This window comes from Treponema sp. OMZ 906 (assembly GCF_024181185.1).
GTDB lineage: Bacteria > Spirochaetota > Spirochaetia > Treponematales > Treponemataceae > Treponema.
This window is the reverse complement of the sequence record NZ_CP051196.1, coordinates 2,593,127-2,609,579: the sequence shown is the minus strand read 5'-3', so window position 1 is coordinate 2,609,579 and position 16,453 is coordinate 2,593,127. Positions and strand designations below refer to the sequence as shown.

At 44.6% G+C, this 16,453-nt stretch carries 11 protein-coding genes, 3 tRNA genes and 3 rRNA genes; 9 read left to right on the top strand and 8 right to left on the bottom strand.

Annotation, left to right across the window (positions count from 1 at the left end; all coding sequences use genetic code 11):
- Window positions 1-4: 4 nt before the first annotated feature.
- Both E4N69_RS11830 and galE read left to right on the top strand, forming a co-directional pair.
- Window positions 5-2,065 carry a 4-alpha-glucanotransferase gene (locus tag E4N69_RS11830; protein WP_253823948.1) on the top strand — a complete coding sequence of 687 codons (2,061 nt, stop codon included), beginning with the start codon at window positions 5-7 and terminating at the stop codon, window positions 2,063-2,065.
- A 68-nt stretch (window positions 2,066-2,133) separates the two neighbouring features.
- On the top strand, window positions 2,134-3,102 hold the full coding sequence (gene galE / locus E4N69_RS11825) for a UDP-glucose 4-epimerase GalE (protein ID WP_253823947.1): 969 nt from the start codon (window positions 2,134-2,136) through the stop codon (window positions 3,100-3,102).
- Between the two features lie 110 nt (window positions 3,103-3,212).
- Here the strand turns inward: galE and E4N69_RS11820 are convergent, their stop codons facing one another.
- Together E4N69_RS11820 and E4N69_RS11815 are read right to left on the bottom strand one after the other, a co-directional pair.
- Window positions 3,213-3,446, bottom strand: a complete 234-nt coding sequence (locus E4N69_RS11820) for a thioredoxin domain-containing protein (protein ID WP_162664509.1) — start codon at window positions 3,444-3,446, stop codon at window positions 3,213-3,215.
- A gap of 52 nt (window positions 3,447-3,498) precedes the next feature.
- Window positions 3,499-3,945, bottom strand: a complete 447-nt coding sequence (locus E4N69_RS11815) for a PTS sugar transporter subunit IIA (protein ID WP_016522864.1) — start codon at window positions 3,943-3,945, stop codon at window positions 3,499-3,501.
- A gap of 208 nt (window positions 3,946-4,153) precedes the next feature.
- Between E4N69_RS11815 and E4N69_RS11810 the strand changes: the two genes are divergently transcribed.
- From E4N69_RS11810 to E4N69_RS11785, 6 genes are all read left to right on the top strand, one after another.
- A tRNA-Ala gene (locus tag E4N69_RS11810) sits at window positions 4,154-4,226 on the top strand.
- 516 nt (window positions 4,227-4,742) lie between these two features.
- Window positions 4,743-6,292 (top strand): 16S ribosomal RNA (locus tag E4N69_RS11805).
- Between the two features lie 102 nt (window positions 6,293-6,394).
- Window positions 6,395-6,468: transfer RNA gene (locus E4N69_RS11800), tRNA-Ala, on the top strand.
- A 195-nt stretch (window positions 6,469-6,663) separates the two neighbouring features.
- Window positions 6,664-9,629, top strand: a 23S ribosomal RNA gene (locus tag E4N69_RS11795).
- 119 nt (window positions 9,630-9,748) lie between these two features.
- Window positions 9,749-9,863 (top strand): 5S ribosomal RNA (rrf, locus tag E4N69_RS11790).
- The 16S, 23S and 5S rRNA genes sit together here with 1 tRNA gene alongside, the layout of an rRNA operon.
- Before the next feature lie 243 nt (window positions 9,864-10,106).
- The gene (locus tag E4N69_RS11785) at window positions 10,107-11,642 is read left to right on the top strand and encodes a tetratricopeptide repeat protein (protein WP_253823946.1); all 1,536 of its coding nucleotides are present in this window, start codon (window positions 10,107-10,109) and stop codon (window positions 11,640-11,642) included.
- 163 nt (window positions 11,643-11,805) lie between these two features.
- On the opposite strand, the gene E4N69_RS11780 is transcribed toward E4N69_RS11785, so the two are convergent.
- From E4N69_RS11780 to E4N69_RS11755, 6 genes are all read right to left on the bottom strand, one after another.
- Window positions 11,806-11,877: transfer RNA gene (locus tag E4N69_RS11780), tRNA-Glu, on the bottom strand.
- A 137-nt stretch (window positions 11,878-12,014) separates the two neighbouring features.
- Window positions 12,015-12,947, bottom strand: coding sequence for a DUF4097 family beta strand repeat-containing protein (locus tag E4N69_RS11775; protein WP_162664506.1), 933 nt, complete (start codon window positions 12,945-12,947; stop codon window positions 12,015-12,017).
- A 42-nt stretch (window positions 12,948-12,989) separates the two neighbouring features.
- Window positions 12,990-13,187, bottom strand: a complete 198-nt coding sequence (locus E4N69_RS11770; protein WP_162664505.1) for a hypothetical protein — start codon at window positions 13,185-13,187, stop codon at window positions 12,990-12,992.
- Window positions 13,188-13,197: 10 nt separating this feature from the next.
- Window positions 13,198-13,437 (bottom strand): PspC domain-containing protein, encoded by a 240-nt coding sequence (locus tag E4N69_RS11765; RefSeq protein WP_162664504.1) that lies wholly within the window; start codon window positions 13,435-13,437, stop codon window positions 13,198-13,200.
- Between the two features lie 71 nt (window positions 13,438-13,508).
- Window positions 13,509-14,048 carry a DUF1700 domain-containing protein gene (locus tag E4N69_RS11760; RefSeq protein WP_162664503.1) on the bottom strand — a complete coding sequence of 180 codons (540 nt, stop codon included), beginning with the start codon at window positions 14,046-14,048 and terminating at the stop codon, window positions 13,509-13,511.
- Window positions 14,045-14,362: a PadR family transcriptional regulator gene (locus E4N69_RS11755; RefSeq protein ID WP_162664502.1), complete on the bottom strand. Its 318-nt coding sequence runs from the start codon at window positions 14,360-14,362 to the stop codon at window positions 14,045-14,047. The genes E4N69_RS11760 and E4N69_RS11755 overlap by 4 nt, the downstream gene beginning before the upstream one ends.
- 583 nt (window positions 14,363-14,945) lie before the next feature.
- Between E4N69_RS11755 and E4N69_RS11750 the strand changes: the two genes are divergently transcribed.
- Window positions 14,946-16,445: a hypothetical protein gene (locus tag E4N69_RS11750; RefSeq protein WP_253823945.1), complete on the top strand. Its 1,500-nt coding sequence runs from the start codon at window positions 14,946-14,948 to the stop codon at window positions 16,443-16,445.
- Window positions 16,446-16,453 lie beyond the last annotated feature (8 nt).

Here is a 16,453-nt window from a genome sequence, read left to right as displayed (position 1 = left end):
TGAAATGAAATGTTCACCGCTTAATCAGGCCTTATGCGGGGCTGCCATACCGGTTTCCGCTCTATATAGTCAAAAAAGCTGTGGCGTCGGTGAGTTCTCCGATCTTATTCCTTTTGCCGACTTTTGTAAAAAAGCAGGGTTGCGTATTATCCAACTTTTGCCCGTCAATGATACAGGTACTGACAGTTCTCCATATAATGCTCTTTCGGCTTTTGCATTGCATCCGCTCTATATCTGCTTGGATGATATACCGGAAGCGCATACCTTCAAAGCTGAGATAAAAAAAATACGCACTGCCTTTATACCGAACACTCCGGCGGAACGTTTTCGGTACCGGGATATACTTCACGAAAAAAATGTACTGCTGCATGCCGTATTTAATAAGGCTGAATCACAGATTATTGCGGATTCTCAGACCGGTGAGCTTGCGGAATGGATAAAGGCAAATCCGTGGATAATCGAATATGCAGTGTTTAAAAATATCAAGAGGCAAAACTATCATGCTTCGTGGAAGGACTGGAAAGAATGTGCCGATATGCGTTCTCCTTCAACGGCGAAAATCACTGCTGCATGGAACGATTCTGTCTTGAAACGAGAACATCTGTTCTATGCGTGGGTACAAATGCATCTGCATAAACAACTGTTAAAAGCCATTGCCTATTGTGCCGATAACGGGATTTCGGTAAAAGGCGATATTCCGATTTTGATGAACGAGGATTCCGTAGAGGTGTGGGCACATCCCGAATATTTCCGCGGTGATCTCCGTGCGGGCAGTCCTCCTGATGGGGATAATCCTACGGGACAAAATTGGGGGTTCCCCATTTATAACTGGGTAAATTTGAAAGTAACCGGCTACCGTTGGTGGAAGGAACGGCTCGCCCATGCATCGCAGTATTATCATGCGTACCGGCTTGATCATATCTTAGGTTTTTTTAGAATTTGGGCTATTCCCGAAGGGGAAACAACAGGGCTTTTGGGAAAACCCATCCCTTATGCGGAAATCACAATGAAAGATTTAAGAAAAGCAGGTTTTTCCCAAGAACGTATTCGATGGATGGCAGAGCCGCATATCAATACCGATATCGTTCAAACTGCGGTGAACGGCGACTATTTGTATGCGCATGGGTTATTGCATAAAGTTGCCGATAGAATCGGTACGGAGGAGCTCTGGCTTTTTAAAGATGAAATACAAAGCGAAGTGGATATACGTCGTTGCGGGCTGCCGCCGGAAGTAGAAACAGCTTTGCGGCAAAAATGGACTGACCGTATGCTTGTAAAAGCCGGAAAAGACTTACGGGGAACAGTTGTGTATACTGCGGCATATCTATACCGGAATACAACCGCATGGGGAACGCTATCGGAGGACGAACAAAGACGATTTTCATTGTTGGTCGAAGAGAAAGAAACAGAGCAAAACAAACTGTGGGCAGTGCAGGCAGAAGATATTTTGTCGGAATTATGTGCTTCCGTCGATATGCAGCCATGCGCCGAAGATTTGGGCGCGAAACCTGCGGCATTGCCGGAAATTCTGGGAAAATTACATATTTTGAGCCTGCGGGTATTCCGCTGGGAACGTGAATGGGAAAAGGACGGTGCCCCTTTTATTCCGCTGTGCGACTATCCTCAAGAAGCGGTTGCGGTAACTTCCGTGCATGATTCTTCGACACTGCGGGAATGGTGGGAGGAAGAATTGTCTTATGCAGATATGCTTTCGTTCTTTAATGCTCTGCGTATTGATGGTAATATACGGAGAGCCCTGTGTCCTATCGACGGGAAAAAGCCGCCCTATACGGCGGACTTAGCTGCAGCCTTATTGAGCGCTTTAGTCAAAGTTCCGTCGGTTTTTGCCATCTTTCCCATACAAGATTGGTTGGGACTCATGATTGATGAAATACATACGGTCAAGCCGCAGGATGAGCGGATTAACATCCCCGGTACGGTCAGTGATTCGAACTGGACATACCGACTGTCGTTTCCGATAGAAACTTTAAGCAAGGATAAAGAATTGATAAAACGATTGCGGAGTATAACGGCATTACGGAATCCGCCGAAGAAAAACCTCTAAAATCTACAGCTTTTTGGAGGTTTCATATATATAGCGCTCAAATAGAGCGGATTTATAAGAGGATTATTATGCGTGTATTGGTTATCGGTGGAGCCGGATATATCGGCAGCCACGTAGTTAAAGCGATGCTGGAAGCCGGGCATTCAGTTACGGTATTCGACAATTTATCGACGGGACAATTATGCAATATTTTCCCGGGTACGGAATTTATTGCAGGAGATACCCGACACAGTGACGATATTGATGCAGCTTTTGCCCGCGGATTTGACGGGGCTGTATACTTAGCTGCATTTAAAGCGGTGGGGGAATCGATGGTTGCCCCTGAAAAATACTCCATCAATAATATTTCGGCAACGATGAACATTTTAAATGCCGCGGTTAAGCATGGGTGCCTCCGCTTTGTGTTTTCGTCATCGGCAGCCGTCTACGGCTCGCCGGAATATCTACCAATTGACGAAAAGCATCCGAAAAATCCTGAAAGTTATTATGGGTTTACCAAGCTCAAAACCGAAGAGTTTTTGCAGTGGTATGACCGGCTCAAGGGGTTCAAGTTTGCATCGTTGCGGTATTTTAATGCGGCGGGCTATGATCCGGAGGGTGCTGTTAAGGGGCTTGAGCGGAATCCGCAAAACCTTTTGCCGATTATTATGGAGGTCGCTGCCGGTATGCGGAAAGAACTTCAGATTTTCGGCAATGATTATCCTACACGCGACGGCACTTGTATCCGTGATTATGTACATGTCAGTGACCTTGCGAAAGCGCATACCGACGCGCTGCACTATATCGATAAAACCGACAACAGCCTTATCGTCAATCTTGGCAGCGAAGTTGGCATTACTGTCAGCGAAATGCTTACCTCAGCGCGCTCTATTACCGGAAAGGCAATACCCGCACGCTTTGTTGGCCGCCGTGCCGGAGACCCCGCCGAGCTTTATGCAACATCTCAGCATGCCCGCGAAACGATAGGCTGGAATCCGAAATACTCCGATATCAAAACATTGATTGAATCAACTTGGAATATGTATAAAAATCTTTAAATACGGTGCGGCGTTTTTGCTTGTAAAGCAGAGAAAATATAGCCATATATTAAAAGAAAACCTCTCGGAATAATGCTTCCGAGAGGTTTTTAAATTAAGTTTGCAGAAATTTAAGAAAAGAACTTTTCAAGTTCGCTCATATCGGTAGTCTTTAGCAAATCCTTTCCGTCTTCATCAAGTACGACAACCATCGGAGCTGCAGATACGCCATGCGCACCCATAAAGCTTTTTCCTTCATCGGATGCAGCATCCATAACCTTCTTATCGACATCAGGCAGCCCATTGCAGTATGTCTTTAGTTTTTCACTTACATCGTCTCCTGTTGTTAATACATTTACAAGCATAAAACCTCCTCATGCTTTGTTAGTTTAAGTGCATTTGCTCCAGTCGTGTACACTATTCGGTCAAGATACGGATAATATCGGACTTGTCAGTTGCATTCAATATTTCTTGCCGTTTTTCGGCACTCTTGAACAGCAGACTGACTTCTGCCAAGAACTGCAAGTGCGGTCCTGTTTTGTCAATCGGTGAAAGTGTCATAATAAAAATACGGCATGGCTCTTGATCCAGTGAATCGAAATCGACCGGATGATCCGAAATGCCGATACAGGCAACGAGATCGTTAACCGAATCGGTCTTTCCGTGCGGGATTGCAATACCATGCTTCATTCCCGTAGACATTTTTCGTTCACGATCTAATACGCAAGCGCGGGCGACGGCTTTATCTTTTACTTTTCCTGCCTGAACAAGCATTTCAAGTAATTCATCAATAATTTCCTCTTTAGAGGTTCCTTTTAAATGGAGATTGACAGTTTCAGGTGTCAAAACGGTTTTCAAGTTCATATGTTTAGTGTACGGGACTTTGCTGGAAAAGTCAAGGATTATATTTTGTATTTTTATACCTTTAGGCAGCTCTAGAAGCCGAGGTCTTTAGGGGTATTTCTTTATAATATAACGTGCCACATTGTTTTAATAGTACATAAAAATTTTTCGTATGTCCTAAAAAGCACTTGCTCAATTTATCTAAAAACTATATACTCAATACCGCTTTGGGGAATTAGCTCAGGTGGTAGAGCGATTGGTTCGCAATCAATAGGTCAGGGGTTCGAATCCCCTATTCTCCATAGTTTTATTCCTTTCTATAATAATTTATATTGCAATTAATTCTTGAAGGAATTTTTCTCAAAACGGCTTAGTGGTTTGGTGAGAAATTTGCCTATAGTGTTTTCATATTGTGGGCATTGCATGTTCGTGAGTTTGTCGCCGTTCTCTTGCGTTCTTTAACTCGGTCTTGACTTAAAAAAATAAAAATAAAAAAGGACAAAAGGTACTTGACAAAACGAATGGTTTTTTGATATATTCTTTTTCGCTTGCTGCGATGCCAAGGCGAAGCGCAGTTAAGCAAACCGGTCTTTGAAATTAAAGGGAAGGGAAAGAAGAAAAAGCCAAAGAGCAAAATCTTTGGTAAGGAAATAAGCGTAGAACAAAGAATCAAGAGAAAGAAGGTGTGCAGGGCGATAAATAATTGCTTTGCATTATTATTTTCTTTCTCTTAAAGGTCAACGTTCCTAAAATAAAAGAAACGGGACTTGCTTTCAAAATTATGAATATCAGACGCCCTTCGGGGTGTTTGAAATAAAATAATGGAGAGTTTGATCCTGGCTCAGAACGAACGCTGGCGGCGCGTCTTAAGCATGCAAGTCGAACGGCAAGAGAGGAGCTTGCTTCTCTCCTAGAGTGGCGGACTGGTGAGGAACACGTGGGTAATCTACCCTTAAGATGGGGATAGCTGCTAGAAATAGCAGGTAATACCGAATACACTCGGCATATCACAAGAGATGTTGAGGAAAGGAAGCTACGGCTTCGCTTGAGGATGAGCTTGCGTCCCATTAGCTAGTTGGTGAGGTAAAGGCCCACCAAGGCGACGATGGGTATCCGGCCTGAGAGGGTGAACGGACACATTGGGACTGAGATACGGCCCAAACTCCTACGGGAGGCAGCAGCTAAGAATATTCCGCAATGGACGGAAGTCTGACGGAGCGACGCCGCGTGGATGAAGAAGGCTGAAAAGTTGTAAAATCCTTTTGTTGATGAAGAATAAGGGTGAGAGGGAATGCTCATCTGATGACGGTAATCGACGAATAAGCCCCGGCTAATTACGTGCCAGCAGCCGCGGTAACACGTAAGGGGCGAGCGTTGTTCGGAATTATTGGGCGTAAAGGGCATGTAGGCGGCTATGTAAGCCTGATGTGAAATCCTGGGGCTTAACCCTAGAATAGCATTGGGTACTGTATAGCTTGAATTACGGAAGGGAAACTGGAATTCCAAGTGTAGGGGTGGAATCTGTAGATATTTGGAAGAACACCGGTGGCGAAGGCGGGTTTCTGGCCGATAATTGACGCTGAGATGCGAAAGTGTGGGGATCGAACAGGATTAGATACCCTGGTAGTCCACACTGTAAACGATGTACACTAGGTGTTGGGGCAAGAGCTTCAGTGCCAAAGCAAACGCGATAAGTGTACCGCCTGGGGAGTATGCCCGCAAGGGTGAAACTCAAAGGAATTGACGGGGGCCCGCACAAGCGGTGGAGCATGTGGTTTAATTCGATGGTACGCGAGGAACCTTACCTGGGTTTGACATCTAGTAGAAGGTCTTAGAGATAAGGCCGGGTAGCAATACCCTGCTAGACAGGTGCTGCATGGCTGTCGTCAGCTCGTGCCGTGAGGTGTTGGGTTAAGTCCCGCAACGAGCGCAACCCCTACTGCCAGTTACTAACAGGTAAAGCTTGAGGACTCTGGCGGAACTGCCGATGACAAATCGGAGGAAGGTGGGGATGACGTCAAGTCATCATGGCCCTTATGTCCAGGGCTACACACGTGCTACAATGGTTGCTACAAAGCGAAGCGAGACCGTAAGGTGGAGCAAACCGCAAAAAAGCAATCGTAGTTCGGATTGAAGTCTGAAACTCGACTTCATGAAGTTGGAATCGCTAGTAATCGCGCATCAGCACGGCGCGGTGAATACGTTCCCGGGCCTTGTACACACCGCCCGTCACACCATCCGAGTTGGGGGTACCCGAAGTCGCTTGTCTAACCTGCAAAGGAGGACGGTGCCGAAGGTACGCTTGGTAAGGAGGGTGAAGTCGTAACAAGGTAGCCGTACCGGAAGGTGCGGCTGGATCACCTCCTTTCTTAGAGAAAGGTAAATACTAAATGCTTTGTAGGTTGTACACAAAGCGTCCGCTTATCTCCTCTTCTTTTCCTCCCTTTTTTATATTTTTGGTTTGTAGTAAGGGGATATAGCTCAGCTGGCTAGAGCGGCGGCTTTGCAAGCCGTAGGTCAGGGGTTCGAATCCCCTTATCTCCAAAAACGTAAAACAGAAAGTGTTTTGTTTTTACGAAGAGATCTTTGAAAAGCTAGGGAAGGGAAAGAAAGAATGCTTGAAGGTGAATTTTCTTTATTTAAAGTAAAGGGATGAACTGGAGAGTGAAAAATAAGGTGAAAAGAAGAATTCTTGACGGTTATTGAATAGATGATCGTTTTAAGAAGAGAACATAATATGGTCAAGCGAAGAATAGGTTTATGGTGGATGTCTTGGAGCCAGCCGGCGAAGAAGGCCGTGATAAGCTGCGAAAAGCTTCGGGGAGGAGCACATATCCTGTGATCCGGAGATAGCCGAATGGGGTAACCCGATAGGAGTGATTCTATCATTACACTCTTGAATAAAATAGAGAGGTAAAGCAATACTGAGTGAACTGAACCATCTAAGTAACTCAAGGAAAAGACATCAAAAGAGATTCCGAAAGTAGTGGCGAGCGAAATTGGAAGAGCCCAAACCCGTTAAACGGGGGTTGTAGGGCTGCACGGGCTTACGTACAGCAAGTGATAAAGCGAATGTATAGCGGAAAGGTTTTGGGAAAGCCTGACAGAGAGGGTGAAATCCCCGTACGCGAAATACAGTCGTCTTGCCGGTGCAGTACCTGAGTACGGCGGGACACGAGAAATCCTGTCGGAATCCGGGTCGACCACGATCCAAGGCTAAATACGAGTTGGCTACCGATAGCGGACAAGTACCGTGAGGGAAAGATGAAAAGAACCCCGGTGAGGGGAGTGAAATAGAACCTGAAACCATAAACCGACAAGATGTTACAGCCCTTTATGGGTGGTGGCGTGCCTTTTGTAGAATGAGCCTGCGAGTTACGGTATGCAGCGAGGTTAAGGAATAGAAGTTCCGGAGCCGGAGGGAAACCGAGTCTGAAAAGGGCGAAGTAAGAGTTGCATGTCGTAGACCCGAAGCCAGAGTGATCTAGTCATGAGCAGGTTGAAGCAGCGGTAAAACGCTGTGGAGGACCGAACTACAATCTGTTAAAAAAGGTTTGGATGACTTGTGACTAGGAGTGAAAGGCTAAACAAACCTGGAAATAGCTGGTTCTCCCCGAAATGCCTTTAGGGACAGCCTTATACAAAATTACCGGAGGTAAAGCACTGGATGGACTAGGGGGCTTCACCGCCTACCAAACCCAATCAAACTCTGAATGCCGGTAATCAACGTATAGGAGTGAGACTGCGTGCGACAAGGTTCGTAGTCAAAAGGGAAACAGCCCAGACCGTCAGCTAAGGTCCCGAAATACTGCTTGAGTGTGAAATGAAGTGTGGATACCTAGACAGCCAGGAGGTTGGCTTAGAAGCAGCCATTCCTTAAAAGAGTGCGTAATAGCTCACTGGTCGAGTATACATGCGCAGATAATGTAACGGGGCTAAGCAGTATACCGAAGCTACGGGTCTTATGCAGTATAAGCATAAGGCGGTAGGGGAGCATTCCATGGACTGATGAAGGTGTACCTGACAGGGGCACTGGAGGGGATGGAAGAGAGAATGCAGGTATAAGTACACGAAAAGAAAGGTGAGATTCCTTTCCGCCGAAAACCTCAGGTTTCCTGGGTAAAGGTCATCTGCCCAGGGTTAGTCGGCTCCTAAGGCGAGGGCGAAAGCCGTAGTCGATGGGAAATCGGTTCATATTCCGATACCTTTTATAATTTCGATGGCAGGACGCATGAGGCGACCCCCGGCCGGAGAACGGTTGTTCCGGTCGAAGTATTTAAGCCGTTATGAAGGATGGTAGGTAAATCCGCTATCCAAGGTGAGAAGCGACAGCGAGTGGATCGATGAGAGAAGCGAAGCGGGGTAAGTCATGGTGCCGGGAAATACTGTCTAAGGCTAGGTTATAAAAGACCGTACCGTAAACCGACACAGGTAGGTAGGATGAGAAATCTAAGGCGCTCGAGAGAACTCGCGTTAAGGAACTCGGCAAAATGCACACGTAACTTAGGGAAAAGTGTGGCCTCTGTTTAGTAATGAGTGGAGGTAGCATAAAGCAGGCCCAGGCGACTGTTTATCAAAAACACAGCCATCTGCGAATCAGTAATGAGACGTATAGGTGGTGACACCTGCCCGGTGCCGGAAGGTTAAGAGGAGCGGTGAGCAGTAATGCGAAGCTGTTAATTGAAGCCCCGGTAAACGGCGGCCGTAACTATAACGGTCCTAAGGTAGCGAAATTCCTTGTCGGGTAAGTTCCGACCCGCACGAATGGTGTAACGTATCTGGGCACTGTCTCAACGCGAGGCTCGGTGAAATTTATATACCGGTAAAGAAGCCGGTTACCCATAGTTAGACGGAAAGACCCCGTGAACCTTCACCGTAACTTACTATTGGGACTTGGTTTATCATGTGTAGAATAGGTGGGAAACAGTGAAACTTGCTCGTTAGGGTGAGTGGAGTTGCCAAGTGAAATACCACCCTTGATGAATTAGGTTTCTAACCCGTTCCGTGAAGCCGGAATGGGAACAGTGGTAGGCAGGCGGTTTGACTGGGGCGGTCGCCTCCTAAAATGTAACGGAGGTGCGCGAAGGTCTCCTCACGTCGGTTGGAAATCGACGCAGTGAGTGTAAAGGCACAAGGAGGCTTAACTGCAAGAGTGACAGCTCAAGCAGATACGAAAGTAGGTCTTAGTGATCTGGCGGTCGCGAGTGGAAGCGCCGTCACTTAACGGATAAAAGGTACTCCGGGGATAACAGGCTGATTTTCCCCAAGAGTTCACATCGACGGGAAAGTTTGGCACCTCGATGTCGGCTCATCGCATCCTGGGGCTGAAGTAGGTCCCAAGGGTTTGGCTGTTCGCCAATTAAAGCGGTACGTGAGCTGGGTTCAGAACGTCGCGAGACAGTTCGGTCCCTATCTGCTATGGGCGTTGGATATGTGAGAGGGGCTGCTTTTAGTACGAGAGGACCGAAGTGGACGAACCTCTGGTGTACCAGTTATCCTGCCAAGGGTAAGTGCTGGGTAGCTATCGTTCGGAAGGGATAACCGCTGAAGGCATCTAAGCGGGAAGCCCACCTCAAGATTACATATCCCTCGGGGTTTAACCCCGCTAAAGACTCCTTGCACACTACAAGGTTGATAGGTTGCAGGTCTAAGCACAGTAATGTGTTCTAGCCGAGCAATACTAATAAGTCGTGAGGCTTGACCATATTATCTTCTCTTCTTTGTTCTTTTCCTTACTCTACGCTTTCTTTCCTTATGTGCTTTATAGTGAAGCGCTTCCCTTTATTTAATAAATTTCGTTTCTTTTTTGTTTCGTCTTTTATTGCCCGGTTGCCATAGTGGAGAGGTCATACCCGTTCCCATCCCGAACACGGAAGTCAAGCTCTCATTACGCCGATGATACTGCTCATCTAGAGTGGGAAAGTAGGTAGCTGCCGGGCTTTTTTTTACTCCTCTGAGTGGGATAAAGGTAGGTATTGATGATGTTGTTTCCTCGCCCTATCTCAAAATATTGTGTATTGTATTTATTATTTCCGATTCTTCTCTTTATATCATGTGCTACGGCAAGAAATAATACTCATACTGATTCTATATCTGGACAGCCTGTTTCGGCCACTATCCTGCCATTACCTTCTGCCGCTGATTTGGCATCAAACCGTATCGACTCACAGGTTCAAACTGATATGGAAATAGCTTCGCCGGCAAGCATTCGTAGTGCCGTAACCCGTGTATATGCGACTTCTCAAGGTTTAATGAAGGAAAAACAATTGCAATTGACATTGGCTACCCGGTTGATGCGCCTTTTATATCCGCTCGAGTCTATCGATTGGAATACTCCGAATTATCAACAAGCTGACCCGTATCTTGATGCATTGGATCAAATTGAGAAAAGCAATTATCCACAAAACCTTGGAACAAATACGTTTTTCGATGCGGTTATTCCGGCAATGATTTTGATAAAGGGTGTCGGGGGGGAGGAATACGCTACTGTATTGGAAAAACGTCTCTTTATTGCAAGAGGCTTAAATCCTTCTTCTGTATTGCCCCCTTATCTTTTAGGGCTTTTATATGAGCAGCTTGGTAGGCTTTCAGATGCAGAGAATTACTATCAGATGGCATGGGCGCAAGATGAGAGCTGCTATCCGGCCGGTATGCGCTTTGCTTATTTAGCCCTCTTTAGTAATAACATTGAAACATCGTATAAAATTGCTGAAAGATTGTATACTCGTTATCCTGATGCTGTAATAATTCGACTATTACTTGCCGAAACATATCTTGACAAAAGGAATTTTGAAAAAGCTGAGGAACTTGTTTCCGCGGTCATCAAAAAAGATAATGATTTTGGGCGTGCCTTCTTTTTGCAAGTCCGGCTATATGTAGAAAAAAAAGAATATTTAGCTGCAAATACTCTGCTTGATGAGTTTGCCAAACAAAATAAGGTTGATAAGGCTTACCTTCTGTTGCGGAGCCGTGTATTACTCGAATGGAGTAAGAATATTGTTGAGGCAAAACAATGCCTTGAAAAGGCTGACTCTCTTTATCCGCAATCTCCTGATGTTATTCTCGCTTGTGCAAATTTTTGCTTTGAAACAAAAAATACCGTTAACGGGAAGACTACGAATGATTTTCTCAGTGTACTTTTAAAACAAAATCCGCGTAATATTCTTGCAATCCGCCTTTTGGTCAAAGAAGATATAGCTGAAAAACGATGGGGAAACGCCTTTGAACGCGCACAGTATCTATATAATAATAATCCTTCTGAGCAAGATATCGTGTTATATGCCCGTGTCTGCGCAGGGATGAATAACTGGGAAGAAGCGATGAATACGGCGCAAGCTGCATATATGGCTGCCGCCCAAAAGCGGCCTTCTGACGAAATTATCGCGTTGTATTTACAGGTTCTTTACGGTGCAAAAAAATACGGTACGCTTAGGCAAGTTATTAACCGCCATCTCAGTGATGCTCGATCTGCCTTAAAGTCAATTTTAATTTATTATCAAGCATTACTTGCGCCCAGCGATGAGGAGAAACTGACCCTCTTACGGTCGAGTCTTTTGTCCGATCCGCGTAGCTCGTTGACGCTCTTTGCTCTATATGAGTGGTATTTTAAGCATAAGGATTATCGCAAAGCATATTATTATTTGCAGCAAGTTATTGCGCTTGATCCTTATAATAAAACGTATCTTCAGCTTGCTGAAAAATTGGAAAGGCTTCAGTAAAAATGTAAGCGCATAATGCCGTGATTTAGTAGATTTTTTTAGCGATGAAGTGGGGCGCTAGCTGAAAAAAGGTTTTTCAGTATGAGATTGAGCGAGAAGTAAGCTGACTGTCTGGAAAATAAAAAGCCTGAAATAAACCGCGCTGTTTATTTCAGGCTTTAACCATCTCCTAGGGGAATTGAACCCCTGTTGTCGGGATGAAAACCCGATGTCCTAACCACTAGACGAAGGAGACATTAGTATTCATTGCTCAACAATGAGATATATTTATATCTCAAAAAAACATTATTGTCAAGTAGCTCTTTTTTATTTTTTATTCTATCGGAAAATTCAAAAACAGCAGGATGCGTTTCTGCTTTCGTATATATAACGTTATTCGGTAAAATTGATATTGACTTCCCCGATACCGGCTTTAACACGGATGGTATGCAGCGCATTTTGATTGTTGATACGGAATGTGGAGTCGATCCCTGTCGCACTGCGTCCGTCTATCAGTATCGAACCGATCCCTGAGGTAGCATTGATCAAATAATCGTCTTTTTTTCCATTTATGCGCATGTCTATTTCGCCGATTCCTGCGTTAATTTCAAGTTTCGTAAAAATTCTGCCGTCAAAGACGGTCTCTCCGATGCCGGTGTTCATCACAGTATCCGTAAAACTACAATTGTGAAAGACTGTTTCTCCTACGCCTGTTTCGATGTTTACATTTGAGGCGGTAATATTTTTGACGTCTACTTTACCTGCTCCGCTATTCAATTTAAACCGTTGATTTGCAGTAAAACCGTCAAGTATCAGTAAGCCAGCCCCGATATTGATGTTAGCGGTATCAAACAGTGTATTTTGAGGTATCTTAACCGTGATGGCTGTTTTAGAACGTCCCAGCCTGTCGCCTTTCCATCCGAATGGCCAACTCCATGTGTGGTTCTTTTTTGTGCTGATTACTAAGGTGTCGCCGTCAATTTGTACGGAAGCTCCGATCCTTTTTGTGTTATTTGTGATGCTGTAGGCAATGGATTGCTTATCATGCGGTTCAATTCGCAGCGCGGCATAAGAAACATCCGCTTTTAGCTGTTTTAGAACGGAAGCATCAGATATGAGCTGTGTTTCATTCGTATGTGTCGATAGGGCACTACTTGTATTTTCGTTATCCATACTCAATTCCTCCTTGTCCATACACCATCCCTCATCGAGATAACCATTGTCGTAGAAGGTCTTTTTCACGTTGCCACCCATCAGAATTCCAATAATGATGAGGAGTCCTCCAATTCCAATAATTGTAAATACCGTTCTTATTCTTCTTTTCATCGATATAATCCTAATATTCTAAAAACATATCTTAGCAATATTCTAAAATAAGAATGCTAAACCGCTGAAAAATAATCCTGCCAATAGGAGAGGGATGCTGCATAAAATCATAATAATCAACGTAATGCTAAAGATTAAGAGTTTGAATGAGAATTTCAGGAGACCGCCTGCGATGGCAAAGACTAATCCGCCTATTCCGAACAGACTAAGCAGAATGCACAAAATAATGATCATCAGCATTTTCCTCTCCTTACCGGTCAGTATCGCTTGTGTTTTTCCTGATATACTCGTATTCGAGCGGTTCTTCTTTTTTAATAGGCATTACCAATGCGCAGATAATATAGCAGAAAATACCGCTTCCGAAAAAAAGAGTCGCAAGAATCCACAGCAACCGGATAACGGTTGAGTCGATGTCAAAGTATTCGGCAATACCGCCGCATACGCCGCAGATTTTCTTATCGCTTTCACTTCGATAGAGTTTCTTGTCCATATAAGCCTCCAATGTATGTAGTTTTGAGAATCACTAAAAGCTCACTTGAGCTTTTAGCAATGCTCACTCATTTATTTATTTGATTTGTTTTTAATATGCTTGCCAATAGCGACAATTAAGGCGCTGATGCCGTAAAAGATCAGAAGTGCAAAACCGACAAGTATTAATGCACTGCCGAACAATAATAAGGCTGTGGCAGAGCCGAAAAACAAGCTGCCGATTCCTTTGATAAAAATTGCACCGGCGGCAATGATCAAAGCAAAGACAACTGCAAAGCCGGCAAATCCGAGCGCTACGATGGTTACTACTGCGGCGATGATAAGCGGTACCGCAACGGGCGCGGCGCAAATAGCCAGTATGGTAAACCAAAAAGCGCGCCAGCCACTTTTTGTAGAAGCGCGGGCTTTTTTTGCTTCTTTTACGGCATAATCGGATAAAATTTTTGAAGCAACATGTGCGGGGCTTCTCAGTTCCCGTATTACCTCTTGTTCATTTTGACTGCCGGCCTCGTCAAAGTATTCTTCGTAATACTGTAATGCAGCTTGTAAATCTTCTTTTGGCAGTCGGTGCAGCCGTGCAGCCAGCTCAGTCATAAATTCTCTACGGGTCATGAATGCTGTGCTCCTTTAAAAATTTTTTCAATCAATTCCTTGTAAGACTTCCATTCGTCGCAGTATAAGCTCTGCTGCCTTTTTCCTGCGGACGTTATGCGATAATATTTTCTATTGCGCCCATCAATAGGCATATCATATGTTTCTAAAAAACCGGCACTTTGCAAGCGTTTTAATACCGGATAGAGTGTCGATTCGGAGATGGACATGACGTCCTTTACATCCTGCGTTAACTTATATCCGTAGGAGTCTTCATTACTCAAGAGGGCGAGCACGCAGGCTTCAAGCAATCCTGAGTTAATTGAAAAAAGCACTTTTACCTCCTGAGGTTTATATTTCTAAATATACGCAACCATTTGTGGAAAAATCTAACCAAGTTGTTAGAGATACTCTCATCTTAGGTTGCAACTTTTATAATATTATTCATAATATAATATGTTGTCAAGTATAATATTTAAGAAAATATTACGATTGGCCGTTACACTCTCCTCATGACAACCGCACTGAAAATATGCTAAACAGGTTTCCCCGTTTGTGCGAAATTTTAAGCAAAATTTTGCACAGTTTATTTTAGGAGAAGGATAAACGCATCAGATGAATAAATCCAATTCCGTAGAATAAAGAGGTTGTGAGACCATTTGAACCGCAAAGAGGTTCAACTCTGGTTGAACGGCCTCTTTATTCGTGCGGATGGTTTAATCCCCCGACGCTTGCGTCGTAACAAAGGGTATTAAAGCCGACTGCAACCACCTTATGAGAACAACATACCCCGACGCTTGCGTCGAGGTTGTTGATTCTGCGGGACTGTTAAAAAATGAACTGATGCGTTTGTCCTAACGTTCCGGTCTATTAAAACTTCCTTAAATGATATATACTTCTGACCGATAATTGAAAGCGATGATGTGTATAAAAAAGATTTTTGCAGTGCTGTTTTTTTTCTCAAGCGTTCTTACTGTCTCCTTTACCGACCCCGCAGTGTTTGAATTAGGCGGAAAACATGGCTGGGGAATGTTGCAGTATACCGAAAATATACAGATGTGTCCGGGAAAATATGGGAATCCCGGTATTTCACTCAGCAGCAGTGCTCCAAAAATAACGCAGGAAACCGATCTTTATCTCAATTTTGATTCCCCTTCTATTGTAGAGGAGACTAGTTCCTATACGGTTGTCTCTTCGAATATGCGTTTCATAGGAGCTGAACAGGCGAAGCTCGGTGCAGGGGCGGCGATGTGCAGTCCCCATATAAAAACTGCAGGGTTAGTGCTAAAACCGCAGGACGGTTCTTTTTTTGCAGGCGAAAGTTCTGCCGGATCGTTTACGATTGAATTCTGGATAGCACCGGCGGTTACCGAGAGCGGTAGTATTATTCTACAGTGGTATTCGTCATATTTTGAAAAAGAACGCTTGACCGATCAACATATCATTGCACAGATTATTCAAAACAAGGTGCAATGGGATTTTTTTAACATTTGGCAGGATAAATATAATAACGGTATTTCCATTTTGCTGCGGGGACGCACCAATTTAATTCCATCGCAGTGGTCACATCATTTGATTACGTATGATGAAGAAATCGGGCTGTTAGAGTACCGGATGAATGGACATACGGAGAATATCGTCTACGTTACCGAGAATGGGCGAGAAAGCGATGCCATCTTATTATCAAAAATGGGGCACGCCGCAGACCTTTCAATCGGCGTGCATTATTCGGGATTACTTGATGAAATGAAAATAACCAAGCGATTTATTGAACCGCCGACTTTTGCCGAGCAGACTGCACTGTTTGACCGGTACCACCTTAATGGAGGGCGTTTCGAATCTCTGATTATTGATTCGGGGGGCTCTCTGTCTGAGGCAAAACTGTTAACCGTCTCTGCAGATACGCCGGTACAAACGGATGCTGTATTTTTTATTCGCTCCGGAGAGAACCGCTATGCATGGACAGATACGGAGCCGGCATGGAAACCTATACGCAGCGGGCAGGCAATTACGGGGATGCGAGGGCGGTTCTTCCAAATTGCGGGTGATTTGTATCCGGATGCAGAGGGACAGAAAACGCCTATTGTACATTCCATCAGCCTTGAATATGAAAAAGACTCAGAACCGCTGCCTCCTGCGCGCTTATTTGCAGAACCGAAAGACGGTAGTATCGAGTTGTCATGGACGCCATCGATTGATTTTGATGTAAAAGGTTATATGGTATATTATGGAGAACGCCGAGGAGAATATTTTTCGGCAGGCTCACCTCTGAATGTGGGTAAAGTCCTTTCTTATCGCATACCGAATTTGCATAACGGTAAAATTTATTTTTTTGCCGTTGCTGCCTATGATGACGAGGCAGGTACGCGGGTAGGGGCGTTTTCTCAAGAAGTATGGGCAAGGCCGCGGAAGGAATAGCGGTCAGA